This is a genomic window from Moorena sp. SIOASIH (genome assembly GCF_010671925.1).
Taxonomy (GTDB): domain Bacteria; phylum Cyanobacteriota; class Cyanobacteriia; order Cyanobacteriales; family Coleofasciculaceae; genus Moorena.
Genome location: NZ_JAAHIH010000003.1, coordinates 711,042 through 736,374, shown reverse-complemented (window position 1 = coordinate 736,374; position 25,333 = coordinate 711,042). Strand labels below are relative to the sequence as shown.

At 43.3% G+C, this 25,333-nt stretch carries 23 protein-coding genes and 1 pseudogene; 12 read left to right on the top strand and 12 right to left on the bottom strand.

Annotated elements, in window-relative coordinates:
* Nucleotides 1-979: 979 nt before the first annotated feature.
* Nucleotides 980-1,369, bottom strand: coding sequence for a hypothetical protein (locus tag F6J90_RS18510; protein ID WP_293096537.1), 390 nt, complete (start codon nt 1,367-1,369; stop codon nt 980-982).
* A gap of 744 nt (nt 1,370-2,113) precedes the next feature.
* Entirely contained in the window at nt 2,114-2,995 is an 882-nt protein-coding gene (locus tag F6J90_RS18505; RefSeq protein ID WP_293096534.1) for a 4-hydroxybenzoate solanesyltransferase, read from the bottom strand.
* Nucleotides 2,996-3,169: 174 nt separating this feature from the next.
* On the opposite strand from F6J90_RS18505, the gene F6J90_RS18500 reads away from it, so the two are divergent.
* Both F6J90_RS18500 and F6J90_RS18495 read left to right on the top strand, forming a co-directional pair.
* The gene (locus F6J90_RS18500; RefSeq protein WP_293096531.1) at nt 3,170-4,825 is read left to right on the top strand and encodes a Ppx/GppA phosphatase family protein; all 1,656 of its coding nucleotides are present in this window, start codon (nt 3,170-3,172) and stop codon (nt 4,823-4,825) included.
* Between the two features lie 295 nt (nt 4,826-5,120).
* On the top strand, nt 5,121-8,228 hold the full coding sequence (locus tag F6J90_RS18495) for an aminotransferase class I/II-fold pyridoxal phosphate-dependent enzyme (RefSeq protein WP_293096528.1): 3,108 nt from the start codon (nt 5,121-5,123) through the stop codon (nt 8,226-8,228).
* A 226-nt stretch (nt 8,229-8,454) separates the two neighbouring features.
* Here the strand turns inward: F6J90_RS18495 and F6J90_RS18490 are convergent, their stop codons facing one another.
* The 4 genes and pseudogenes from F6J90_RS18490 to F6J90_RS18475 all read right to left on the bottom strand — a co-directional run bounded on the left by F6J90_RS18490 (nt 8,455) and on the right by F6J90_RS18475 (nt 10,905).
* On the bottom strand, nt 8,455-8,739 hold the full coding sequence (locus tag F6J90_RS18490; RefSeq protein ID WP_293096526.1) for an Hsp20/alpha crystallin family protein: 285 nt from the start codon (nt 8,737-8,739) through the stop codon (nt 8,455-8,457).
* A 16-nt stretch (nt 8,740-8,755) separates the two neighbouring features.
* Nucleotides 8,756-10,068, bottom strand: a pseudogene (locus tag F6J90_RS18485) (transposase).
* Nucleotides 10,025-10,417 carry a recombinase family protein gene (locus tag F6J90_RS18480; RefSeq protein WP_229424490.1) on the bottom strand — a complete coding sequence of 131 codons (393 nt, stop codon included), beginning with the start codon at nt 10,415-10,417 and terminating at the stop codon, nt 10,025-10,027. Before F6J90_RS18480 ends, F6J90_RS18485 begins: the two are co-directional and overlap by 44 nt.
* 194 nt (nt 10,418-10,611) lie before the next feature.
* Complete coding sequence (locus F6J90_RS18475; protein WP_293096523.1) at nt 10,612-10,905, bottom strand: hypothetical protein; 294 nt, start codon at nt 10,903-10,905, stop codon at nt 10,612-10,614.
* A 428-nt stretch (nt 10,906-11,333) separates the two neighbouring features.
* Between F6J90_RS18475 and F6J90_RS18470 the strand changes: the two genes are divergently transcribed.
* The 3 genes from F6J90_RS18470 (at nt 11,334) to psbA (ending at nt 14,221) form a co-directional block, all read left to right on the top strand.
* Nucleotides 11,334-12,722: a GH1 family beta-glucosidase gene (locus tag F6J90_RS18470; protein ID WP_293096521.1), complete on the top strand. Its 1,389-nt coding sequence runs from the start codon at nt 11,334-11,336 to the stop codon at nt 12,720-12,722.
* Nucleotides 12,723-12,752: 30 nt separating this feature from the next.
* Complete coding sequence (locus tag F6J90_RS18465; protein WP_293096519.1) at nt 12,753-12,896, top strand: hypothetical protein; 144 nt, start codon at nt 12,753-12,755, stop codon at nt 12,894-12,896.
* Nucleotides 12,897-13,141: 245 nt separating this feature from the next.
* On the top strand, nt 13,142-14,221 hold the full coding sequence (psbA, locus tag F6J90_RS18460) for a photosystem II q(b) protein (protein WP_293096516.1): 1,080 nt from the start codon (nt 13,142-13,144) through the stop codon (nt 14,219-14,221).
* 94 nt (nt 14,222-14,315) lie between these two features.
* On the opposite strand, the gene F6J90_RS18455 is transcribed toward psbA, so the two are convergent.
* Nucleotides 14,316-14,453: a hypothetical protein gene (locus tag F6J90_RS18455; protein ID WP_293096513.1), complete on the bottom strand. Its 138-nt coding sequence runs from the start codon at nt 14,451-14,453 to the stop codon at nt 14,316-14,318.
* A 380-nt stretch (nt 14,454-14,833) separates the two neighbouring features.
* Here F6J90_RS18455 and F6J90_RS18450 point away from each other — a divergent pair, with 380 nt between their 5' ends.
* Together F6J90_RS18450 and F6J90_RS18445 are read left to right on the top strand one after the other, a co-directional pair.
* Nucleotides 14,834-17,725: a glycosyltransferase gene (locus tag F6J90_RS18450; RefSeq protein WP_293096511.1), complete on the top strand. Its 2,892-nt coding sequence runs from the start codon at nt 14,834-14,836 to the stop codon at nt 17,723-17,725.
* A gap of 16 nt (nt 17,726-17,741) precedes the next feature.
* Entirely contained in the window at nt 17,742-18,413 is a 672-nt protein-coding gene (locus F6J90_RS18445) for a sulfotransferase family 2 domain-containing protein (protein ID WP_293096508.1), read from the top strand.
* A 1-nt stretch (nt 18,414) separates the two neighbouring features.
* On the opposite strand, the gene F6J90_RS18440 is transcribed toward F6J90_RS18445, so the two are convergent.
* On the bottom strand, nt 18,415-18,582 hold the full coding sequence (locus F6J90_RS18440; protein ID WP_293096506.1) for a hypothetical protein: 168 nt from the start codon (nt 18,580-18,582) through the stop codon (nt 18,415-18,417).
* On the opposite strand from F6J90_RS18440, the gene F6J90_RS18435 reads away from it, so the two are divergent.
* A complete protein-coding gene (locus tag F6J90_RS18435; RefSeq protein WP_293096504.1) occupies nt 18,568-18,723 on the top strand; it encodes a hypothetical protein in 156 nt (51 codons plus the stop codon). The genes F6J90_RS18440 and F6J90_RS18435 overlap by 15 nt on opposite strands.
* A gap of 43 nt (nt 18,724-18,766) precedes the next feature.
* Nucleotides 18,767-19,417: a sulfotransferase family 2 domain-containing protein gene (locus tag F6J90_RS18430; RefSeq protein WP_293096501.1), complete on the top strand. Its 651-nt coding sequence runs from the start codon at nt 18,767-18,769 to the stop codon at nt 19,415-19,417.
* Here the strand turns inward: F6J90_RS18430 and F6J90_RS18425 are convergent.
* Entirely contained in the window at nt 19,414-19,563 is a 150-nt protein-coding gene (locus F6J90_RS18425; RefSeq protein ID WP_293096499.1) for a hypothetical protein, read from the bottom strand. The two genes, F6J90_RS18430 and F6J90_RS18425, sit on opposite strands and share 4 nt — an antisense overlap.
* A 46-nt stretch (nt 19,564-19,609) precedes the next feature.
* The gene (locus tag F6J90_RS18420; RefSeq protein WP_293096496.1) at nt 19,610-19,762 is read right to left on the bottom strand and encodes a hypothetical protein; all 153 of its coding nucleotides are present in this window, start codon (nt 19,760-19,762) and stop codon (nt 19,610-19,612) included.
* 404 nt (nt 19,763-20,166) lie between these two features.
* On the opposite strand from F6J90_RS18420, the gene F6J90_RS18415 reads away from it, so the two are divergent.
* Together F6J90_RS18415 and F6J90_RS18410 are read left to right on the top strand one after the other, a co-directional pair.
* Entirely contained in the window at nt 20,167-20,307 is a 141-nt protein-coding gene (locus F6J90_RS18415) for a hypothetical protein (RefSeq protein WP_293096494.1), read from the top strand.
* 616 nt (nt 20,308-20,923) lie between these two features.
* Nucleotides 20,924-21,157 (top strand): hypothetical protein, encoded by a 234-nt coding sequence (locus F6J90_RS18410; protein ID WP_293096492.1) that lies wholly within the window; start codon nt 20,924-20,926, stop codon nt 21,155-21,157.
* A gap of 515 nt (nt 21,158-21,672) precedes the next feature.
* Here F6J90_RS18410 and F6J90_RS18405 read toward each other — a convergent pair.
* Nucleotides 21,673-21,858, bottom strand: coding sequence for a hypothetical protein (locus tag F6J90_RS18405; protein ID WP_293096489.1), 186 nt, complete (start codon nt 21,856-21,858; stop codon nt 21,673-21,675).
* Between the two features lie 23 nt (nt 21,859-21,881).
* On the opposite strand from F6J90_RS18405, the gene F6J90_RS18400 reads away from it, so the two are divergent.
* Nucleotides 21,882-23,396 (top strand): tetratricopeptide repeat protein, encoded by a 1,515-nt coding sequence (locus F6J90_RS18400; RefSeq protein ID WP_293096487.1) that lies wholly within the window; start codon nt 21,882-21,884, stop codon nt 23,394-23,396.
* A gap of 70 nt (nt 23,397-23,466) precedes the next feature.
* On the opposite strand, the gene F6J90_RS18395 is transcribed toward F6J90_RS18400, so the two are convergent.
* The gene (locus F6J90_RS18395; protein ID WP_293096484.1) at nt 23,467-25,272 is read right to left on the bottom strand and encodes an FkbM family methyltransferase; all 1,806 of its coding nucleotides are present in this window, start codon (nt 25,270-25,272) and stop codon (nt 23,467-23,469) included.
* Nucleotides 25,273-25,333: the final 61 nt, after the last annotated feature.

Below are 25,333 nucleotides of genomic sequence, written 5' to 3'. Positions count from 1 at the left end.
ATGTCTACTAGAGATGGAATTAATATGATTTTTGGTTTAGGTATGAATTGGAATTTATTTCTGAGTAAGGGTTTTCTAATTTAGATGCATTTACCCTGTCAATAATTGGTGTACTTTGAAACAAGATTTGCACACTTAAACTACTATAACTATGGAGATTATTTCTTAGTGATTAACTCTATAGACTTCTATTTAGAGTTACCCATACCTATAATCAAATTTTAGGATCATCCAAGACCCTAGAGAGTTTCAAGCAGCGTGTTTAACTTGACCACCTGAAAATCAACACCTTTTATAGAATATCAGATCTAACCTTAGCTTGGCAGTACCCTTAAGGGTACTTTTTCTGAGCTGATCATATGATATGATGTATAATTTGTCTTACTGGTGCATAAAACTCCTGAAAGTATTACTATGAGAGACACCTCAGTAAAATAGAGCTGACAAGCATAGGGGTGACATGGTATTGCTCAAATTTCCCGTCAACCCCGTACTCGATAGTCAACTGTATACTCAACGGAGCCAATGGATTACCCCCAAGATAAACCCAGGGCTGTTTCATTCTCTATTGTTCGATTCGCTGAACCGACCAAAATGAAACAGCCCTGAGGGTGGTGGCATAATAACAATGGCAATTAATAATCAAAAATTGCCCGTTTTGTAGTGAGTAATAACGTAAGCATATGCGCTACGCGCACGCTGCGCGAACAGCCGTCAGCCGTCAGCCAAAGGCTCACGCTACGCGAACAGCTTAAAATAAACCCAGCGTAGCGTGCGCAATGCGCAAACGGTCAAATTTAATAGTTCGAGATTAATGAGAATTGAAAGTCTGGGTAAAAGCTGATCAGGAGACGTAACTCAGCATTATTCGAATGCTTACCTGTTTTATTCTTAACGGTTTCCTCCTCAACCCTGCCCATAGCGCATCAGCTGATACGCGACACGCTGATACGCGACACGCTGATAGCTTACCTAATCACTAATTCTCAGCTTCACAGGACTTAATCAGTTTATTGAAATCTTCAGGAGGTTCCGCACCACCAGTAATTTCCAGACCAATACTTAGAAACTCTTCATAGGGGTATTTTTCTTGTATTTTATCAATGGTACACTGACAAAATGCCTGAGCCTCTGAGCCCTTACTCCCAACACATTGTCCCATGTAAAAATTGATAAACTCAGGTGTATAGCCAATCTCAGCATTTTGGAGAATACTCTCAGCTTCTTCAGGGATAGTCAATGGTTTTTGAGGAATAGTCTCAGCCTCTTCAGGAATAGTTTCAGGTTCTTGGGAATAACCCACAGTTGGGCTGACGAGAGCAAACAAACAGGCACTGATAATTGATAGCTGGTATCGTTTGATGTTCATGCTTTTTAACCTCTACAGAAATTAGCCCATTCGGACTATTTTAACAATTGCACACTATTAGGTTTCCCATCTTTTTGCTGAAAGAAACATTAGGCAAAAATAATGCAGGCAAAAGGCAAAACAGCGTAAGCTATCAGCGTGTCGCGTATCAGCTAATGCGCTACGCGCACGCTACTTGAGGTGCTTTTAAATGAAAGAGGTAAGCATTCGTTTAATCTCAGTTAAGTCTGCTGACGGCTGACGGCTGACGGCTGACGGCTGACGGCTGACGGCTGAGAGCTGACGGCTGAATACTTACAAAACAGCTCATTAACAATTAACAATTAACTGTTGACAATGTTAAAAGGACTAAGGGAGTAGCCAAGAAATACAATACCAGTTTTTAGCTTGCACGGCAGGCCAAAAAAGTTTGGTTTTGTTGAGTATTCTAGATTAGATTAACTTAAGTTGCTAGTTATAGCGCTACGCGCAAGGCAAGAGGCAAGAGGCAAAAGGCAAAAGTTGACTAAAACAGCTTTTGCTGCTTTTATCAATGTCCTAACTTTAATGGGTAGTGCTATATCAGTGGGTAATTGTTAAAAAAATACCTCAAAATCCTTTCCACACACCAAATATTAGTATCCCTAGATACTCAATTCTCGATTATTGCTATCAAGAGCTAATCTTTCTAAGAATAACTAGCAACTTTCTTGAGATTACTTCGCCCACCCCACTTTAATTGGTATTTTTTTTAGATGCAAGTCCCTATTGACTACCAATAATCATCCCCGCCAGTAGCACAAAGCCAATCCAGACATTTTGGCGAAAAATCTCTCCATAGACAGATGTGGGATGATTGGGCTTTCGTAGTCTAGTATAGTGCCAAATCCACACTACTGTCGCTATCACTAGGGCTAACCAAAAGCCCAGTTGGAGATCCATCACAACCCCGAGGCCAGCAAGCAAGCTAGCAGTACCAGCAAAGAACACACCTACGGCATCAGCAGCATACTTACCGAAAAACAAGGCACTAGAGCGCACCCCAATCCTCTGGTCATCCTCCCGGTCTGGCATGGCATAGACTGTGTCAAATCCCAATGCCCAAAGTACCGTTGCTCCCCAGAGTAACCAGGTAGCTGGTTCTAGGGTTTTAGTAATGGCACTCCAACTAATCAGTACAGCAAAACCCCAAGCAATGGCCATAACCAGTTGCGGTACAGGAAACACTCGCTTGGCAGATGGGTAAAACACAATTACTGGTACAGCGGCCACGCAAAGCCCAAAGGTGAAAGGATTAAGATACAGAGCAATCACCCCAGCGCAGACCATAGCAACTAAGGCAACTACTACACCAACTTTGACCGATAGGGCTTTGGATGCCAAAGGGCGTGAGCGAGTTCGCGCCACTTGGGAATCAATATTGTGATCCCAAACGTCATTAATTACACAGCCAGCAGCACTGGTGGCTAAAGTTCCAAGAACAATCACAGCAACCAGGGGAATCGGTGGTTTCCCTTGGGCTGCTAAAAAAACTGCCCACAGTGCTGGCACCATTAAAATCAATCGTCCAGTTGGCTTGTCCCATCGCAACAGTCGCATAATGGCTAGCCAGGTGGGTATGGGATGGGGGTTTGGCTGGGTAAGCATAGCAGGAATGGTGACTTGTTTGTTAGTAATTTTGTTTATCGGTAATTTTCCGGATTGTTTCCTCGGATCAGAGGAATTTCAGAATAGGAGATAGTGCCTATTTTTTGTTAGTCTCCTTAAAGATATCGTTATTCATAGGTTTCGGGTTGATATCTGTAAGCAGGATACATCAATATGGTTAACTCACTGACCCAAGACATTTTCCTACATGTTTCCACTCCTGACAAAGAGCAAGAGCGCATTATTGCTGCCATCGATATTGGTACCAATTCCATTCACATGGTGGTGGTGCGAATTGATCCCAAACTCCCGGCATTCACGATTATTGGTAAAGAAAAGGACACAGTCAGGTTAGGGAATTGCAACCCCCGGACCGGTGAGTTGACCCCCGAAGCCATGAACAGAGCGATCGCAACTCTACAACGCTGCAAGGAACTAGCAGCTAGCCTCAATGCTGAAAACATCGTTGCTGTAGCAACCAGTGCTGTGCGCGAAGCTCGGAATGGCCAGGCTTTTTTGCACCAGGTATATACAGAATTGGGTTTATTGGTCAACCTAATTTCTGGTCAGGAGGAAGCACGACGCATCTACCTAGGTGTGTTGTCAGCTATGGAATTCAACAACCAGCCCCATATCATTATTGATATTGGCGGTGGTTCAACGGAATTGATCCTCGGGGATAGTCACAACCCCCGTTCCCTAAGTAGCACAAAAATAGGAGCCGTTCGTCTTACAAAGGAGTTTGTAACTACAGACCCGATCAGCCAAAGTGAGTTTCTCTATTTGCAAGCCTATATCAGGGGAATGTTAGAGCGAGCTGTTGACGACATCCAGGGTAACCTGAAACTCAGTGAACAGCCTCGTTTAGTGGGGACATCTGGCACTATTGAGACCCTAGCCAAGATGCACGCCTATGAGCATCTGGGTATGTTACCTAATCCCCTAACGGGTTATGAGCTCAGTCGTCAAGATTTGGAAAAAATGCTCAAGCGCTTAGCTGCTATGAGTTTGGCTGAACGCTCAACCCTGCCAGAGATGTCCGAGAGGCGTTCAGAAATTATTGTTGCTGGCACAATCATTTTATTAGAAGCCATGAAGCTTCTGGGAATGGAGTCGATCATAATTTGTGGACGATCACTCCGGGAAGGCTTAATCGTTGACTGGATGCTCACCCATGGATTGATTGAAGACCGGCTACGCTACCAAGATGAGGTAAGGGAAAGGAGCGTGATCGCAGTGGCCGGGAAATATCAGGTCAACCTGGACTATAGTCAGCGGGTGGCTAACTTTGCCCTGAGCTTATTTGACCAAACCCAAGGAAAACTGCACAATTGGGGAACACAGGCACGGGAATTACTTTGGGCAGCAGCAATTTTACACAACTGTGGCGTGTATGTGAGTCATTCCTCCCACCACAAGCATTCTTATTACTTAATTCGTAATGCTGAACTGTTGGGCTTTCTGGAGCCAGAAATTGAAATCATTGCTAATCTGGCTCGTTACCATCGCAAGAGTCCTCCGAAGAAAAAGCATGAGAATTACAATAATCTGGCCAATCAAGAGCATCGGCTGTTGGTGAGTCAGCTTAGTGCTTTGTTAAGGTTAGCTGTTGCTTTAGACCGTAGACAGATTGGTGCAATTCGGCATGTTAAGTCTGATTATCAATCCGATGATAAAGCACTTTATCTATATTTAGTTCCCGCTTTTGGTAATGATGATTGTGCTTTAGAACTGTGGAATTTTGATTATAAAAAATCGGTTTTTGAAGAGGAATTTGGAGTTAAAGTGGTGGCGAGTTTGGCATCCAAGAGTAGTCTGGCTCGTGATTAAGGCTAAGTAGTCGGGAGCTAAGCATATGCGCTACGCGCACGCTACGCTCTCAGCTCTCAGCTCTCAGCTCTCAGCTCTCAGCCATTGATAAATTATCAATTCCCAATTCGTAAGCATATGCGCTACGCGCATATGCTTACAACGCTATAATACCAATTTATATACAACCGACGTAATCACTAAATCCAATCTAACTGTGTCCAAAAATTCATGTACTCGCATTCTTGATTGCTTGTATATCAGCACTTATAAAAATACCTTACCAATGCGTGTTGACATCTGGAGCCAACTGAAATTGTCAACAGATCGCTTGCAATCTCTTCACGCCAGTAGCCAGGATATCTCGACCTTAAAGGAAAAAATTGCAGCTGGGTTCAAAATTCTCGAACCCCTCGAGCTCTACTGGAAATTTCCAGGGATAAATGCATTTCGACGATTGCAGCAGCACTTTGAGCGCCAGGAATATTCTCGACTTTCCTGGGAAGTGACTCAAATTATACGTTTGATGTCTAGCCGTGCTGAACTGTATGCCCAAGCATACATGGATCAGATTTTTGCAAGCGAACAGAAAGATGGACAGCAAATTATATCAGTCGATAAGTACAATCAAAACTCTAATCAACTCGATTTCACCGTCTTATTTATCGAAGACGACATAACACCAGAAAAAGAAAAAGAATTACGCCAAAAACTGGCAGAAATAGCCTCGGACAAAGACAAGTTTATTTATCAGCTAATCGTCCTTTCTAACTTTGAAGATGCCCTAACAGCTTTGATGTTGAATCACAGCATTCAATGCTGTGTTATCGGCTACGACTTTCCCCTGCGTTCAAACAACCGTTTGTCACTGCTCGAAGAATACATGAGTGGGTTAGAACAAGCTGAATTAGCTGGGGAATATTACCAACCGAGAGGTCTTACTTTAGGTGCGATTATACATAAGTTACGTCCAGAGTTGGATTTATACTTGTTGAGCGATGTATCCGTGGTTGATGTGGATGCTGAGACGAATCAGAATTTCCGCCGCGTTTTCTACAATCAGGAAGACTATCTTGAAGTACACTTAAGTATTATTCAAGGCATCGAAAAACGTTACGAAACCCCTTTCTTCGATGCCTTAAGAAATTACAGCAAAGAACCCACAGGGGTATTTCATGCCATGCCCATTTCCAGGGGAAATTCCATCTTTAAGTCTGATTGGATTCAGGACATGGGAGAGTTCTACGGTCAAAATCTCTTTTTAGCAGAAACTTCAGCAACCAGTGGAGGCTTAGACTCATTATTGCACCCCACTGGTACCCTTAAAGAGGCTCAGAGTTTAGCAGCAAGAAGCTTTGGTTCCAGGCAAACTTTTTTCGTGACTAATGGGACTTCAACTGCCAATAAAATTGTTGTGCAAGCAATTTTAACCCCAGGTGATATTGTCTTGGTTGACCAGAATTGCCACAAATCTCACCATTACGGCATCGTCTTAGTAGGTGCTCAACCCCTTTACCTCAATGCCTATTCCCTCAAAGAATATAGTATCTATGGTGCTATCCCTTTAAAGGAAATCAAGCAACAATTGCTCAAGTTCAAGCGCGAGGGGCAATTGGAGCAGGTGAAGATGCTGTTACTGACAAACTGTACCTTTAATGGCATTGTTTACAACGTTAAGGGAGTCATGGAAGAAATACTGGCAATCAAGCCAGATCTAGTTTTCCTCTGGGACGAAGCCTGGTTTGCCTTTGCTCGTTGCACCTCAACCTATCGAGAACGTACAGCAATGCAAGCTGCCACTGACCTTCATACTCGCTATCACAGTCCCCAATACCGAAAGGAGTATGCAGCCTTTAAGGAACAATTTGATCGGCTTGATCCAGAGGATGATCACACCTGGCTGAACCAGCGCCTGTTACCCGATCCAGATCAAGTCAAGATTCGGGTGTACTCAACCCAATCAATACATAAATCTCTGTCTGGGCTGCGTCAATCATCCATAATTCATATCTGGGACGAGGAGTTCAACCGTAGGTCGGAAATTGATTTTCTAGAAGCTTACATGACCCACACCAGCACGTCCCCCAATTACCAAATTCTGGCCTCTCTGGATTTAGCGCGGCGACAAGTTGATTTGGAAGGCTTCAAATTGGTTCATTCCCAGATTGATATGGCAATGGTAGTGCGGCAGAAGGTTAACACTCATCCATTGCTAGCAAAATACTTCAAGATACTTACTCCTGAAGAGTTGATTCCCGAAACCTATCGCCCATCAGGTCTGAAACGTTACCAAACTCAGGAAGATCCAGAAGTAGAGTTCCAGCGTATCGAGCAAGCCTGGGAGGATGATGAATTTGTTCTCGACCCCACGCGGCTGACTTTGTACATTGGCAAGACAGGAATCGATGGCTATACTTTCCAAAATTCTGTACTGATGGAACAGTTTAATATTCAGGTTAACAAGGTTTCCCTCAATACGGTTTTATTAATGACTAATATCGGGACAACCTGGGGTTCCGTAACATATTTGCTTGATTGCCTACATAAAATTGCTGAGGGGTTGGAGCAGGAATTGCGCCAATACAATCAAGTGGAAATTAAATTATTTGAAAACAAGCTGCAACACCTAACACTGAATTTGCCTTCTTTGCCTCATTTCAGCGAGTTTTACTCCGGCTTCCGTTCTCACCCGGCAACTAGGCAAGGGGACCTGCGGAGCGCCTACTTCCTGGGTTTGGACGAAGAAAAAATAGAATACCTCAAGCTAGACAATGAAATAGATGAGATAATGGCGTCTGGGCGAGAACTGGTTTCATCTACATTCATTATTCCTACCCCACCGGCTTTCCCGATTTTAGTTCCTGGTCAAGTTGTAACTGGGGCGATAGTCTTCCTAATGAAGCAGCTTGCTCCTGATGTCATTCAGGGTTATCGACCTGACTTTGGATTACCCGTATTTACTCAAGATGCTTTAGACAGTCTCAATAAAACTACAGGATCTGCAATGACTAAAACAACAGCCTTCACTCATTTAGCTATAGCTGTTACGAACCTTAATGCCAGTATTGCTTTCTACGCCAAGTACGGTCAGATGTCAGTAGTGCGCTTGCGCGTAGAACCAGGTACAGTTTGGATGTCCGACAACATTAGACCCTTTGCGCTAGCTCTACTTGAGGAAGAAGAGGCCAAGCCAATCTTGCCCCCGAGTCATATTGGTATTGCTTGTGTCAGTTGTGAACAAGTGGATCAGCTCTGCAAACTTGCTCGCAAAGAGGGTTGCTTACTTGAAGGACCTAAGGATTATGGTCCTCCAACTGGTTACGCAGCCTACCTAAGGGATCCTGATGGACACCATGTAGAAATTTCCTACGGTCAAGAGGCAGCTTATGAGTCTCGATATACTCCCTATACTGACCTAGCTTAATCAGCCACTTACAAAGGATGATATTATATCATACTTTAAATCTAAGTGCTAATAGCTGAATGCTGAAAAAAAGATTGACAGGTAAAGTCTTTCAGTAAAATGTTTCCTGTCAATCTTTATCAATTTAAGTTACACGATTTGGCTTTTGCCTAATCCTTAGCCAGAAAAATCCGCTGATAAAACCAGCCATTTCTCCCCTAACTGAACTAGGCTATTAACCCCAACACTAACTTAGATTAACTTTGAATACTTTTTGCTTTTCTGATTCTGCTTTCGGCAAACTCAGGCTCAAGATGCCATTAGTGTAATCAGCTTTCACCTGATCGTGTTGAATCCGTGTTGGCAAGGGAATCACCGGCTGAAACTTACCATAACGGAATTCTGAGCGTTTCATCCCATTTTCTTGAGTACTAGTTTCAGACCAACGCTTACCACTAATAGACACGGCTTGCTCTGTCACCCGAACATCAAGATATTGACAAATATAGATAATAGATAATTTGAATCTCAACCATATCCGAGACTTTTTAGCTACCAGAATCTACCAAAGGCAAACTCTGGCTCGCCAATGCAAGCTGATTTCTCAGCCAGGGGGTATCTCCCAAGGCTCTCAGGAATATCCCGCGAGCGCCATTGATGTCTCGATCCATTGATCGGCCATCAATTTTTGACTTAATAGTCTTGCTGCCACCAATATTGATTAACTCACCAGTCCAGCTAACCGTTTTACTGGTATAGGCTTCACAAACATCAACCACTACTTTTCCTGTTTCTTGGGCTTTATGTTTCAGAAACTCCTTAAATCGGTAGTGAGCGAAAGAAAGTAAATTCCGAACAGTTTTAGATCGGATTTTTCTGTTCCCTTTTTTGGCCATTTCTGACGTCTCAAAAGTGGGAAGCAGTATCACATCAAAGTTATCAACTAAAAATCGGGCAGCCTTGTGATGTAACTCGTTGACTAGATTTTGGATTTTAATGACCATTCTTCTAGCGGCTTTTCTCATTCGATATTTTTGTTTTCCTTTGGCCTTACTTATCTTGGACAAGAGACGATTCGGGCAAAGCCCGACGCTGCGCGAACAAGATGAGCACAAAGTCGCTGAATTCGGGAAAAGTCACTTTCACCAATTTTACCAATGGAATTTTCACTAAAAAATGTCAAAAATGTCCTAACACCGGGGTCTAATGCAACTACTCTACCTTGGTTTTCGGCTTTGATTTGAGCTGTATTGTAAGGGACTGTCAGGTAATAATTCCCATTATTACTAGTCAATCGACAATCACAAATATTACCCGGAAGAGTCTCAGCAAAGGTTAATTCGCCTAGTTTTGTGTGATAGACACCCTTTACTGAGACAGCTGATTTTGGAATATAGCAGGACTGAACGGGATTCTTGCGAGACCTAAAGCGAACGCGATTAATTTGTCCAGTCTTTTTGTATTTTTTTTTGGCCTCCCTAACAGCGGTACAGGCATCCTTTATTGCTATAGATTTAATTTGATAAGGTACTGCCTTGCACCACTCGGGAAGCCCATTCAATATACCGGTTTTAATGGCTTTCCAGTTAGCTTTAACTTCACCATCTTTCGGCGAAGCCGACGCTACGCGAACAAGAATTTTGACGGTCTTATTAAAGACGTAACGGGATACTCCAAACCACTGACGGATGATTGCACGTTGTTCAGGATTTAGGAATAGTCGGATCTTTTTTGATTTTTGACCCGTACTTCCTGAGTCCGTGGACGCAGCAAGAGAAGACGTGAATGATTCAGAGAAGATCTGTGGTAAGTTCTGATCAAAGACAACTTTCAGGTTGGTCGAGAACCATGATTTTTCCACCGTTGATACCGACCAAGTATTCAATGAGTTCAAACCCAAATCGGGTAAGTCTGTCTCGACAGGCAACAACAATTGTGAGCTGATCGCCGCACATAAGTCGTTCCAGTATGGCTCTAAGCCCTTTCCTTTTGTAGTTGAGCCAATAGCCGACGTCTTGGATGATTTCGGCTTCTGGAAACAAGGAGTGCATATAGGCGACTTGTCTGAGGAGGTCGTCTCTTTGTTTGCTACTACTGACTCGGCAATAACAGATGGTAGCTTCTCTGATTCCTTTTCTTTTTCCAAGGCTGAGCAGACTTGTTGTTTCAAAGAGCCTAATTCCGCTTGGTGTTCGTTCACATTTGATAATGCCATTGTCTGCGTACTTCCCAAAAGTGTTCTTGGAGAGTCCCGTAAGTTCGACCGCCTTAGCTCGGGTAAAAGTGCCATCGTTTTAATTTACCACATCTTAGTAGCTAATGGTAGCGAATGCTACACTTTTGCTAACTGTCACACAACCCCAATATCTCAGGGGAATTTTAACGAATTTGATTACGATTCTACTTAGTTATCATTCAGGTTGTGGTAGCGGGCGCAGGCGTAGAGGTCAAATAATGCTCCGACTAGGCTACAGGTAAAGGCAATCACTAATACTCCCTGAATTGGGGATCCATTACCAAAAATAGTCAGAAATTTCAATAGCTCAGTTGTGGCAGTAAGACCAAACCCTGTCAAGGCCGGAATGTATCCTATTATACCAAAACCTGCCAGTAAACCAATAACTAGTGCCACTGGAGCCATAAAGCTCAGAAGGATTGTTATTACCAAAGAACGGAGAAAGTTTGGCAAAATGCTCATAAAATTTAACCGCATAAGCAGGTGAGTTAAAAGCCAGAGCCAAAGTATGACTTGGCACTTTCTACCTTAGGCGAAATCCCTGTCGATAACCGAAAATGTCAAAAATCTTAAATTTTCATTAAAAATCTTGGTAAAGGTCTGTGAATCTGGATCATAAAGTTTGGTTGTTGGTGGCTTCTTAAGGGCTACCGGTAGTCGGTTAAATTGATCGGCCTCAAGGTCCCTGGCTTGATATATCAGTGATTTCGGCTCAGTGGCAGGGGACTTCCAACCCTAAAAGACCCTACCCAATTCCTGAGAAGCTGTGGATCAAAAGTTATCATTCCTGTTAAGATTCTTCGTTGATTGCGGACAGGTTAACTCGTCCCAGGACTCAAGTACGTGGGATGAGCTAGTACGTAACTCCCTTTCTTAATAACAAATCACTAATGACTAACGGCGATCGAATCAGTTACCAATTCCCAGACAACTTCATATGGGGAGTAGCCACCGCTTCCTATCAGATTGAAGGAGCAGTAAGTGAAGGAGGACGCAAACCTAGTGTGTGGGATACCTTCAGTGGTACCCCTGGAAAAATACTTAACGATGATACCGGTGCTGTCGCTTGTGACCACTACCATCGCTACAAAGAAGATATAGAGCTGATGGTCAAACTAGGGATAAAGGATTATCGCTTTAGCATTGCTTGGCCTCGGATTATTCCTGACGGGCGTGGCAAAGTCAATCAGGAAGGGGTTGATTTCTATAAGCGCTTGGTGGATTGCTTGTTAGATCACGGCATTACTCCCCATGCCACTCTATTTCATTGGGACTCTCCCCAAGCCCTAGAAGACAAATACAAGTCTTGGCTTTCTCGCCAGATGGCCTTTGACTTTGCGGATTATGTTACTGCTGTGGTCACTCAATTAGGCGATCGCATTACCAATTGGATGACCATTAATGAGATCATGTGTTTTACTCACTTAGGCTATGGGGTTGACCAGGACCCGATCCATGCTCCCGGTAGGCGTGTTAAATCCATCAAACAGGTATGGCAAACCTCTCATCATGCCCTTTTAGCTCATGGTTTGGGCTGTCAAGCAATCCGTAGTGCTTCCCGGGTTCCCTGTTCTATAGCCTTTGTGGATAACTTGTCAGTCACTGTGCCAATCAATGAGTCACCGTACCATGTGGCAGCAGCAAAAAAGGCATTCCCTTTATGTGGGCAAAATGGCGGTATCATTATCCCTGCTCTGACTGGTGCTTATAGTCCTGAATTACTTGAGGTGTTAGGAGACAATGCCCCAGACATCGGACCATGTGACCTACAAATTATTCATCAGCCTCTGGATGGGATTTGTCTTAATATTTACACTGGTACCTATGTCCGGGCTGCTGACAATCCACAGGGGTACGAGTTCCTTGGTATGCCCAAAGGCTACCCTCGCATGAATCTGCCTTGGCTGAATATCCTACCAGATTCCATTTATTGGGGGATTCGTCATGTCAGTGAAACCCTGGGGCGACAGGATTTGCCTATGTTTATCACTGAGAATGGCTGTGCGGCACAGGATGAATTGAATGCTAAGGGTGAGGTGATTGATACGGACAGGATTCTGTACCTCCGAGAGTACTTTAAAGCAGCCCATCGCGCTGTTAGTGAAGGGTATCCTCTTAATGGTTATTTCCTCTGGAGTCTGATGGATAACTTTGAGTGGTATTGGGGATATGATCGGCGCTTTGGCATTACTTATATTGATTACCCAACCCAACAGCGTATTCCTAAAGCTAGTTTTGAGTGGTATTCCCAGTGTATTCAAAATAATCGGGTGGTTTGATCATTAATCGGAAAAACCCGATAAAACCCAATGGGTATAGTGGTAATCCGTTACTTTAACCCTAGGGATAGGGTTTATGGGGAAGTCCTGGTAGCGATCGCATTTGATCTGGTAGCGATTGACCTTGGCCAAAAGGCCACGCTACGCGAATGGTCACGCTTCGCGTTCGCGTAGCGTGGCCTTTTGGCCATCGCTATTTTGGTTTACCTATTTTTGTTTGCTAGTACCCTATTATTATCATTTTGTCAATACTTACGTAATATAATTTTTACTTATTTACATTATTTAATAACCTGAGGGCAAATTACTCTCAAACCCCTTTACAAAACTAAATATATTACTTAATATAAATACATGAAGGCGCACACAAGCCGGACGAACCTCGATAACTTCATATTCATACCCGCAATCATAAGAACATGACTACTGTATTACAGCAGAGCAACACCTCTGTGTGGTCTCAGTTCTGCAATTGGGTCACCTCTACCAACAACCGCCTCTATGTAGGCTGGTTTGGTATCTTAATGATCCCAACTTTGCTAGCTGCTACCACCTGCTTCATCATTGCTTTCATCGCTGCTCCTCCTGTGGACATCGATGGTATCCGCGAGCCGGTTGCTGGCTCCCTGATGTACGGAAACAACATCATCTCTGGTGCTGTTGTTCCTTCTTCTAACGCCATTGGCTTACACTTCTACCCAATCTGGGAAGCTGCTTCCTTAGATGAGTGGCTATACAACGGTGGTCCTTACCAGTTGGTAGTGTTCCACTTCCTGATTGGTGTATTCGCCTACATGGGTCGTGAGTGGGAACTGAGCTACCGCTTAGGTATGCGTCCTTGGATCTGCGTCGCTTACAGCGCACCAGTTGCAGCTGCTAGCGCCGTGTTCCTGATCTACCCAATCGGACAAGGTTCTTTCTCCGATGGTATGCCTCTCGGTATCAGCGGAACCTTCAACTTCATGTTCGTGTTCCAAGCTGAGCACAACATCCTGATGCACCCGTTCCACATGCTAGGTGTAGCCGGTGTATTCGGTGGTTCCTTGTTCTCTGCAATGCACGGTTCTTTGGTGACCTCCTCCTTAGTGCGTGAGACCACCGAAACCGAGTCTCAGAACTATGGTTACAAGTTCGGTCAAGAGGAAGAAACTTACAACATCGTGGCAGCTCATGGCTACTTCGGTCGTTTAATCTTCCAATACGCTTCCTTCAACAACAGCCGTTCCTTGCACTTCTTCTTGGGTGCATGGCCTGTAATTGGCATCTGGTTTACTGCACTGGGCATCAGCACCATGGCATTTAACCTGAATGGCTTCAACTTCAACCAGAGCATCATTGACTCACAAGGTCACGTGATCAACACCTGGGCTGATGTACTCAACCGTGCCAACCTAGGTTTCGAGGTAATGCACGAGCGTAACGCTCACAACTTCCCTCTAGACCTAGCTGCTGCTGAAGCTACTCCTGTAGCTTTGACTGCTCCAGTTATCAACGGTTAATTTCAACTTGGCATAATACGCTAAGTTAAAACAAAGCGCTCTCCAGATGGGGAGCGCTTTTTTGTTTGTCTGTCATTATTGGAGTTCTCAGGTTTTAGGGAGTAGGGAGCAGGGAGTCGGGAGTCGGGAGTCGGGAGTCGGGAGTCGGGAGTTGGGAGTCGGGAGTTGGGAGTCGGGAGTCGGGAATAAAATTTAGATGTAGCTCACGCTTACTAGGAAACCCTATAGTCATTGGTAGTCATTGGTTCTTTGTCAATACCCCTTTACCTTTTGTCTTTACTGTTGCTTTTAATAAAAATTAATATAAAATTGCCGATAACTTTATAAAAAATTTAAATTTGTCTGTGGTAACTGGGTTTACTATCAACAGAAAAATACTATCAAGTCCGATAGCATCGATATATAGCAATTCTGATCACGAGTTAGGTGCGCTTTCCGCATCTAATTATTAAATTCGCCACGGGTCGCACCTGAGGTAAACAGAATTTTTTCCCTGTTCCCTATTCCCTGTTCCCTACTCCCTACTCCCTACTCCCTACTCCCTACTCCCTACTCCCTATTGAGATTTGCTATAACCAAGACCAATAACCAAGGACAAAGGACCAATGACTAATGACAACTGAAACCATTGTCATCGTAACCAGTATTGCACCAGGAAATGTTAATAAGCAACAAGCAGCTATTAATAGCTGGCTTACTCTAGGATTTGAGGTTGTTTCATTAAATATTCTAGAAGAGATTGAGAAACTCCAGCCTTTATATCAAGACATTAAATTTCACAGAGTATTTCGGGATGGACGAGAGCATTATGGTAAGCCTTATGTTTACATTGATGACCTCTTATCCTATTTGCGTGAGTACGGTAGCAAAATCTGTGGAATTGTTAACGCAGATATTATCTTAAAAGCTGAGCAGGATTTTACAGAATTTATTCGAGAGCAAACTCAAAACTCTATCCTGCTTGCTTCACGAGTCGATATTGATACTCCTGAATCAATCAACGGCGAGATTTACGATGTTGGGGTTGATGTGTTCTTTTTTGAAAAAGAACTGCTGGAAAAATTCCCATCCTCTGACTTTTGTCTTGGTATTCCCTTTTGGGATTTCTGGGTACCAGTGATTGCTTGGCAACAGGGGTTAACCATAAAAGACTTAGTGTCTCCCGTTGCCTATCATGTCAAGCACTCCACCAACTATAGCTACGAAATATGGCAAAAATCAGCCCTCAATTTTACCAAAATATTTGCTCCATCGCGGTATAATTCTTATCAAGAAAGAGCTGATATCAACAAAGTTGATTATGACTTAATTGGTCACATTGATAACTATATTGTTCAGCAATTCTTGACAATTTATCAAAACATTAAACAACCGATTATATATAAACCCAGATTACCTGATGCTCAGAATCCGGTCTATAGCCATACGAATACTAAAAATCACGATTATAATTCCTTGGTATGGTTAGCCTGGACCTGTTATCATTCTGGTAATTTCACCACCATGGCTGAGGAGTTAAAAAACTCCCTAAGCATTACCCCTTACCAACCAACAGAAACAATTTCCGATTGGATAGAGCAGTTTACCACATTTTCAGCAGCTTATGGTTCTCCATTCAATTCTTATCCATTCAGTAACCTACCGGAATGGCAAGAGCTAATACGCTCTACTCTGCTTAATCGACCATTTAGTACCTATAAATGGAAACCCAAAGTATCCATCATCACATCAGTCTTTAAAGGGGATAAGTATATTGAACACTTCCTCAAGGATATTACCCAGCAGACGGTTTTTGCTGAATGTGAATTACTATTGGTCAATCCCAATTCTCCGGGAAATGAAGAGCCTGTGATTAAAAAGTATATGACCAGGTATCCCAATATTATCTATATAAAATTGGATGAAGACCCAGGGCTGTATCAAGTTTGGAACATGAGCATTCGACTAGCCCGTGGTCACTATATTACCAACGCTAATCTGGATGACCGCAGAGCTCCCAGACATATCGAAGAGCATATGAGAGCCTTGGATGAGCATCCTGATGTGGACGTGGTTTGCGCTCCTCTGAAAGTTACGATGCAACCCAATGAAACCTGGGATAATAATACGGCTCATGCTGTCTGGTATGTGGGATTTCCGGAGTATTTTGGAACCGAAGACTTTTTTCAAGAAAAGTGGTGGGCTGAAGGGGAGGAAAAAGGTAAGATCGGCTCCCAAAATCTTCCCCATTGTATGCCGGTATGGCGGAAGAGTGTCCATGAAAAAAATGGCTATTTCGATGAAATTGGCTATGGCGCGAGTGCTGATTGGGAATTTTGGTTACGTTGTTCAACCAACGGTTCTAAATTCATGCTATTGAGGGAACCTTTAGGAATTTATCTAGAAGACCCTCAATCCTATAACAGGCGGTTTGAATCAACGGTTGATTTTGAGAAAAAAATTCTACAGGAGTATTATGTACCGCTAACTGAGAAATCCAATGGTAATGGAAGCCTTGATGTCTCGCAAACTGAAGAGCAGGATTCAGGGTTTGAAGACTCTGGGGATTATCCGAAAAAACTCAATCTTGCCTCTGCTTTACAGTATCATTATGGGGAGCATCGCTCTGGATGGTCTTATGCCATGAATAGCTTGAAAGCGTTACATAATGATGCTGGAATCTTGGTGGATGGCTTCATAGAAAAGAAATTCGCCTGGGGTTCCGATCCTGGAGATTGTAACAACACACCAACTGCTTATACAGAGCCTTGGATTGGATTCATCCATTGCCCTCCCTATGCCCCTAAATGGTTTCAAGAACACCTGTCACCTCAGGCAATATTTGCAACTCAGTTGTGGCAAGAGAGTATTAAGTATTGTCAAGGTCTATTTTGTTTATCTGAAGACTCTCGTCGATGGCTCCAAAAGCAGCTAGATGTGCCAATTGTCAGCATCATCCATCCTACGGAAACCCCAGATGTCACGTTTTCGATGGATAAGTTTTTGGCAAATCCTGAGCCAACTATTATCCAAATTGGGATTTGGTTGCGGAAGATGCACTCTATTTACTATTTACCGGTAAAAAATTACAACAAGGTGGTGTTACGTAAACCCTATTCAGGGGAGATGTTACACACTGAAAAACAAGTATTTAATTTACAGCCCAATTACAGTTATGTGCAGATAGTTGATTATTTGCCCAATGATGAGTATGATGAGGTCTTGTCAAAGAATATTGCTTATTTGGAGTTGTATGACACCAGTGCCAATAACGCGATCATTGAGTGCATCGTCAGAAATACGCCGGTTTTAGTCAATCCGCTGCCAGCTGTAAAAGAGTATTTGGGCGAAGACTATCCTCTTTACTTCCAGTCTAGACAAGAAGCAGCGGCCAAAGCTGAGGATTTTGCCTTAATTGAGGAAACCCACCACTACCTGCAGCACCACCCGATTAAAGAAAAGCTGACCAGCGATTATTTTTTAAAATCAATTGTTAAATCGGAAATCTATAAACAGTTATCGTGATGGAACGAATTGACTTATGAGAATATCCCACAAGCATAAGTTTGTATTCCTCAGCAAACCTAAGTGTGCTAGTACTAGTATTCGCAAGGCATTGGATCCTTACACCGATATTGCCAGTACCGATAAGAAGCGACATTACCATCACCATGTGCCAGCATCTCTGTTAAAGCAGCATTTTGAGCGTATGGGTTGGAACTGGAACAGCTACTTCAAGTTGATTAGTATCCGAAACCCTTGGGATATGCTGGTTTCTCTGTACTTCTATGCCAAGCCAGATCACCGAGGTATTTATTGGTGGGAAACAGCAAGAGCAATCCGTGTATCCGAAGACATTATCGAAAAATACCCCTATAACCCAAACACCAGGATGCCATTCAAGGAGTGGATTAAGACAGGAAAATCCTGGGACTTGAAGGAGCAAAAATTTCTTGATGATTTGTCTACCTATACTCTTCCTTACTATGTATTTGATGATCAGAATAATTTCCTAGTAGATTATGTTATTCGTGTTGAACACTTAGAGGAAGACTTAGATTTTGTTTCGTCAAAGCTAGGACTAAAGCTAGATTCTTTGAAGATAAATACCAGCAAGCACGACCACTATAGTCAGTATTATGATAGTGAGTCCAAAGCAATAGTATCCGAGATGTTTGAGTATGATATCAACTACGGAAAGTATTCTTTTTAAACTAGGGAATAGGGAATAGGGAATAGGAAATAGGGAATAGGGAATAGGGAATAGGGAATAGGGAATAGGGAATAGGGAACAGGGAACAGGGAATAGGGTTTGACGGTTTGTTTGATAACTGAATAATATCCAATTTATAGCGTTGATCAGACTTATGAGATACAGTCAATTTTATTACTCCTATTCCCTACTCCCTACTCCCTACTCCCTACTCCCTACTCCCTACTCCCTACTCCCTACTCCCTACTCCCTACTCCCTACTCCCTACTCCCTACTCCCTACTCCCTACTCCCTACTCCCTACTCCCTAAAACCCAGGACTTTTTCCCTCACCCAATTAATAACTGCTATAAAATGAGACTATCACACAAGCATAAATTCGTATTCATTGGCAAGCCCAGGTCTGGTGATACTAAGATTAGACAAGCACTAGATCCTTACAGTGATATTGTTAGTACAGATAAACCGCGATACAACCATCCCCATGTGCCAGCATCTATGGTTCAACAGCATTTTGAGCGGATGGATTGGGATTGGAATAGCTACTTCAAATTCACTTCTGTTAGAAATCCCTGGGATATGCTTGTCTCTGTGTACTCCTTTGGAAATCCTGATCACAATGGCTTCTACTTTTGGGAGAAACAACAGTACAATCCCAACAAAAAAATGCCCTTTACCGAGTGGATCACTAAGGGTAAATCCTGGGATATCAAGGCAGGTAAGCACTTAACTGATTTGTCGGCTTACTCACTGTCATACTCAGCCCTTGATGATGATAACACGTTTCTTGTGGATTATGTTATCCGTTTTGAAAATCTAGAATCAGACTTAACTTTATTGGAGTCTATGCTAGGACTGAAGCTGAATTGCCCTAAGATAGAGCAAGACAAACAGAATGATTACACTAATTATTATAATCAGGAGTCTATAGATAGAGTCGCTAATTTATTTTGGTATGACATTAAGTATGGAAATTATAAGTTTGGGGTTGAAGTAGTTGGCTAAGGCAAGAGGCAAGAGGAACCCACCCCTAACCCCGACCAGGAGGGGAAGGCAAGAGGCAAGAGGAACCCACCCCTAACCCCGACCAGGAGGGGAAGGCAATAGGCACCCACCCCTAACCCCGACCAGGAGGGGAAGGCAAGAGGCACCCACCCCTAACCCCGACCAGGAGGGGAAGGCAAGAGGAACCCACCCCTAACCCCGACCAGGAGGGGAAGGCAAGAGGCAAGAGGAACCCACCCCTAACCCCGACCAGGAGGGGAAGGCAAGAGGCAAGAGGAACCCACCCCTAACCCCGACCAGGAGGGGAAGGCAAGAGGCAAGAGGCAATAGGCAATAGTAACCCACCTTCAACCATGTCTTGATCCAGATGCTCTAATTACTGGTCTTGTTTGGATTGATAAGCAGCGCGATCGCATGATCTAGATCTGGCGTAGGCGTAGGGTGGGCAGTGCTTACCTTCGAGATGGTCAGGTTTTAAATTGGTATTATGCACTGCCCACCTGAGGATTAATTTTATGAAAAATGTAGACAATTAATTAATATTTTATAATTAAGTTACTGTTGGTGGGCAGTGCCTATCAAAGCTATCCCAAGCTGGAAAATTTATCTGAAGCTGCTGGCGTAGGGTGGGCAGTGCTTACCTTCGAGATGGTCAGGTTTTAACTTGGTATTAAGCACTGCTCACCTGAGGATTAATTTTATGAAAAATGTAGACAATTAATTACTATTTTATAATTAAGTTACTGTTGGTGGGCAGTGCCTATCAAAGCTATCCCAAGCTGGAAAATTTCTCGGAAGCACTGCCCACCCTACGATTTATTTTATTAATTTACTTCCTGGTTGGGATTGATAAGCAGCGCGATCGCATTATCGCACTTAGTATTATCTAGATGTAGGGTGGGCAGTGCTTACCTTCGAGATGGTCAGGTTTTAACTTGGTATGAAGCACTGCCGACCTGAGGATTAATTTTATGAAAAATGTAGACAATTAAGTACTATTTTTTAAAAACTTTACTGTCGGTGGGCAGTGCCTAGAAAAGCTATCCCAAGCTTGGAAATTTCTCGGAAGCACTGCCCACCCTACGATTCTTTTAAATTTGTCTGAAGCACTGCCCACCTGACGATTAATTTTATTAAGTTCCTGTCGCTGGGCAGTGCCTAGAAAAGCTATCCCAAGCTTGGAAATTTCTCGGAAGCACTGCCCACCCTACGATTTATTTTATTAAGTTACTGTTGGTGGGCAGTGCCTATCAAAGCTACTCTAAGCTTTGTAATTGCTCAGAAGCACTGCCCACCCTACTATTCATTTTATATACGATTAAGTTTATCAAAAATATAGACAAATAAAAACGATTTTATATTCCAAAACTATCCACAATTATCACCCTACCCACGGTCTCCATTATCTCCATATTTCGTAATAAAAAAAAATTTCTAAACCCCTTGACATACTAATTAACTTGTTGATATATTAATAATGCCAACAAAATTAACGAATAATTGGTCATGACGAAAAATCTTCCACCCAACTCCGATGAAAATACCAGCCCTGAAAACCCTGGTCGCAAACCGAAGAAAGTCAAGCACATTTTGGTCGGTTCTCCTGAACAAGTTCGGCATACTATTTATGCCATTTATGCCCTTAAATACGCCTATCCCGACGAGTGGAGCACTCCCGAACCTACCGAAAACCCTGGTGAGGTTATGACCACCTTGATTCGATATTTATACGTAGACTAGGATAGGGTTTTGCCAGGGTTTGACGCCCTGGCGACCAGGAGTTGTGGAGGTTATTTTTAAGCTATCAGCGTGTCGCGTATCAGCCATTCGCGTAGCGTGGCCAAAGGCCAAGGCTGACCACTGACCACTGACTACTGACCACTGACCACTGACGAATGTATTAGTTGATCAATCGTTATTCAGATTTGAGTGCAGTTAAGCTGTACTTGTTGACGTTTACACAATAGAATTCGGTCAAGCATTGGGGTTAACCAAAACTTGACCGATTTTTTTTGTTTATTGGTATAGTTAGAGTACTTATTAATTGGGTGAGTTACTTTCGTCCTGGGTTTTAGGAAGTAGGGAGTAGGGAGTAGGGACTAGGGAGTAGGGAGTAGGGAGTAGGGAGCTTCGGAGCAGGGAGCAAGAAATAAAATTTAGATGTACCTCACCCTAACTATAAAACGCTATAGTTATAGGAGTTCTGAATTGGGTGAGTTACACAAGTTGTGGATTTTAGGGAGTAGCGATCCCCCCTAACCCCCCTTAATTAAGGGGGGGAAAGGAGTAGGGAGTAGGGGTAAGAACAAACTGGTGCATCTCAAGGTTGTAACTCTATAACGAGCGCGATGCAGCGCGGTCTTGGGGAGGCAGCGCGGTCTTGGGGAGGCAGCGCGGTCTTGGGGGTCTCCCCCATGAGCGACTGCCGTGGTTTCCCCCATGAGCGACTGCCGTGGTCTCCCCCATGAGCGACTGCCGTGGTTCCCCCCATGAGCGACTGCATCAAGAAGGGAACGGGAGTTGTGTTTTAGCCTTCAATGGTCATATTGTTGCCAAAGCTCAGATGCACCCGAAAAAACCAGGAAAAATGGACAAACAAAGACTACGAGCATACCTCAAGCTGATCGAGCAAGTGCTAACTTGTGCCAGCGGTGAAGAATTCCAAATTCTTGAGAGCAACCGTGAGTTAGTGGATTCAGAGTTATTGCAGGTAATGGCACAAGTAGCAGAACAACTGACAGCAGATGGCAAGCAAAACAGCGCTGAAGTTTTACTGGGTCTGAGGAGTGAGCTTTTAGACATGCTGGGAATCTCAGAAACCCCTACCTCAGCTAATCCCTCATCCCAAGACTATCTGGAATTTTTGACAGAGGTATTGCTGGCAATTGACAACAGCGATAGCGACCCCAAAGTCATCTACCCACTCCTGGCAGCCAACCTAGACAAACTTGATGATAAGTTTATCGATATCCTGCAAACCTGGGCAAGTGCTAAACTCTCAGAAGCTGAAGCAGAATACATCGCTAGAGTTATTTGGGAATTCAGCAACCTGATCCAGCAGTTTCCTCTAGGCAATAAAGCCAATAACATCGAAATCGCCATTGCTGGTTACAAACAGGTGCTAAAGGTCTTTACCCGTGAGAGTAAGCGGGAAAGTTGGGCAGCGATTCAAACCAACCTGGGTCAAGCCTACAGAAACAGAATCCGTGGGGACAAGGCTGAGAATCTAGAACTTGCTATTGCCCATTACCAACGAGCATTGTCAGTTTACACCAAATCAGATTTCCCTATCTATTGGGCAATGACTCAAACCAACCTGGGTCAAGCCTACAGAAACAGAATCCGCCACCCCAGGGCTGAGAATCTGGAAAAAGCGATTGCCCGATACCAACTAGCCTTGTCAGTTTACACTCAATCAGACTTCCCCTACCATTGGGCAGGGATTCAAACCAACCTGGGGGAAGTCTACAGTGACAGAATCCGTGGGGGCAGGGCTTATAATCTAGAACTTACCATTGACGCATACCAACTAGCTTTGGAAGTTTACACCCAAGAAGACTTCCCCATCGAGTGGGCACAGACTCAAACCAACCTGGGCAATGCCTACAGTGACAGAATCTGTGGCGACAGGGCTGAGAATTTAGAAGTTGCTATTGAAGAATACCAACTAGCTTTGGAAGTTTACACCAAAGAAGACTTCCCCATCGAGTGGGCACAGACTCAAACCAAGCTGGGCATTGCTTACAGAAACAGAATCCGTGGGGACAGGGCTTATAATCTAGAACTTGCCATTGAAGCATTTCAACGAGCTTTGTCCGTTCGCACCAAACAAGACTTACCCATGGCTTGGGCAATGACTCAAAACAACCTGGGTAGTGCCTACTTTAAGAGAATCTGTGGTGATAAGGCTGAGAATCTAAAACTTGCTATTAAAGCATTCCAACTAGCATTAGGCATCTCCAGGAATTGCTATGTCTAGTTTGGCATATTCAGTCAACTACGCAACTCTATTCCCAACTCCCTACTCCCTACTCCCTACTCCCTACTCCCTATTTCTTTTTAAGAGAAACTAATGATGGGACAAAAGCAGAGAGTCGTAGATGAATTATCTTCGCTTGATTAAACAAGCCATCTTTGATTAAGTGAGGCAGAGCCTGAGGTCTGACATTGTAAATATTGTTGTCTATCACCTTTACTTTGCCTCCTTCTTGCTCGAAGAACCCCGATTGTAATAACTGGTTGAAATAGTACTGGTCACCAAAATGTCCTGCTCTCATATCTGAGTCATCTTGTTCTGACATCAGAGTAATCCAGCCATCAATCATTTTAGTAATGAATTGGCATTTTTTCAAGGCGAATACTCCTGTATTCATGTGTTGAGGGCATTTATAGCCAATAAATTTAGAGGGCTGTTTACTATAGTCAACATGAGGTTCTTTTGCTATACATAAATGACAGTCATCAAGAAACGAAAAAATATCGGAAATATCCCCAAGTACAAAGGTATCTGTATCCATAAATAAGGTTTTTTCGTAAGGACTCATTTTCAAGATATCTGCTTTGAGTTTATGAGGATTTTTGTTCCTTTTTAAAGGATAGACTGTACAGCCATCTAACTCCCCAATGGCGCAATCGGTAAATAGGGAGATCGGGATGGTAGGATTAGATTTATTGAAAAACTTATAAGCATTAATAAAGTCTTGTTTAAAGGTTTCTCCAATGGCTAAATAAATTACACCACAGTCGTGGCTTGAGGACATCAAGTCATTCCTTTGACTAGGGTTTCCCTGGAAACCTTTACTATGGTCTTTACTATGGTGTTTAGACAGACCTTCTAATAAAGCCTCGCCAAAATTATCCTCTGACCACTGGAAGTTAGGGTTAAGGGACATCCCTAAACGATACTCAGCCACTGCTTCAGCTGCCATTCCTTTTCGGGCTAGGGCGTTGGCTAAGGTGATATGATACTGATGGTGATCAGGGTTGAGTTCAATAGCCTTACGGTAAAATGCGATCGCAGCTTCGAGATGACCTTGTTTCTCCAAGACATCCCCCAAGTTGTGATGAGAGGAAGATATCGTGGGGTTAAGCCCAATCGCACGACGGTAAGCGATGATAGCTTGATCAAGCTGACTATTTTCTGTGTAAGCTTCCCCTAATTTATGCTGAAAGCCGCAGAAGTATTGTGCCTTTTCTGGTATTGCCAGTAAATCAATTCTCTCAGTGTTGAGGCTTGTTTTTGGTTGTATTGGTTGTAAATCGTAATTATGCCGCCTCAGAAAATCGTAAATCTCTTGTCGATTCCCGAGGGTTCGTTTAAATACATGCTCGTTAATCTCAATCACCATCCGAGGTTGATGGTTATATATCGTCTCTTCGGCTCCTTTGAGTGCTTTTAACTCCCAACCTTCTACATCAAACTTGATTAAGTCTAGCTGGGTAAACTCAAAGGAATCTAATCGAACAGCTCGAATGGTTTGTGAGGAATCGGAATAGGAGCAAAAACTCTCTCCTGTGTTCGGTCGAATCACCAAATTCAGGGTTTCTTCTTGGTCTGAAAGGGCATAGTTATAGGATTCTGCCCCTGGTACATTTAACTTGAGACATTTATAAGCTTCTGGGAGGGGTTCAAATGCTAACACTCGACCAGTTATACCGACCTTATTCAAGTAAGCAATGGTGTGATCGCCAATGTTGGCACCAACATCAATGGCAACACCACCCCTTGGTATATGGGGTAAAATCCCGCTCAGCAGTGATTGATCGTGATCTAAGCGTCCTACTTTTGGGATTAATTGAGTCCTGTAGGTATCATTTTCAATTAATGCAATACCATTCCAAAATTTGATTGCCATAGTTAGGTTTTAAAGGGAACAGGGAATAGGGAATAGGGAACAGGGAACAGGGAACAGGGAA